Origin of the sequence: Flavobacterium cupreum, assembly GCF_003996965.1 — a bacterium.
In the GTDB taxonomy this organism is placed as follows: domain Bacteria; phylum Bacteroidota; class Bacteroidia; order Flavobacteriales; family Flavobacteriaceae; genus Flavobacterium; species Flavobacterium cupreum.
In genome coordinates, this window is record NZ_QWDM01000055.1 from 1 (window position 1) to 673 (window position 673).

The following is a 673-nucleotide window of genomic DNA, read 5'->3' on the forward strand; positions in this document are numbered from 1 at the left end:
CTCCACGCCGTAAGCCCAAGGTTTCCTGTTCAACGTTCATCGGAGCAGGGTGAGTCGGCCCCTAAGGCGAGGCAGAGATGCGTAGCTGATGGGAAGCAGGTTAATATTCCTGCACCGTCGTATGATGCGATGGGGGGACGGATCGCGGAAGGTTGTCCAACTGTTGGAATAGTTGGTTTTTGGCTCATAGAAGGCGCTTAGGCAAATCCGGGCGCGTAATTCAAGGGGTTGAGACGAGTGAACTTGTTCACGAAGCAATCGGAAGTGGTTCCAAGAAAAGCCTCTAAGCTTCAGTCATACGAGACCGTACCGCAAACCGACACAGGTGGGTGAGATGAGTATTCTAAGGCGCTTGAGAGAACTCGGGAGAAGGAACTCGGCAAATTGGTACCGTAACTTCGGGAAAAGGTACGCCCCGGTAGCTTGGTCACTTTACTGTGATAGGGCGAAAGGGTTGCAATAAACTGGTGGCTGCGACTGTTTAATAAAAACACAGCACTCTGCAAACACGAAAGTGGACGTATAGGGTGTGACGCCTGCCCGGTGCTGGAAGATTAAATGATGGGGTGCAAGCTCTTGATTGAAGTCCCAGTAAACGGCGGCCGTAACTATAACGGTCCTAAGGTAGCGAAATTCCTTGTCGGGTAAGTTCCGACCTGCACGACTGGCGTAC

At 51.9% G+C, this 673-nt stretch carries 1 rRNA gene; it reads left to right on the forward strand.

Features of this window, described 5'->3' with window-relative positions:
* Positions 1–673: ribosomal RNA gene (locus tag D0817_RS24760) — 23S ribosomal RNA — on the forward strand; the annotation flags it as partial.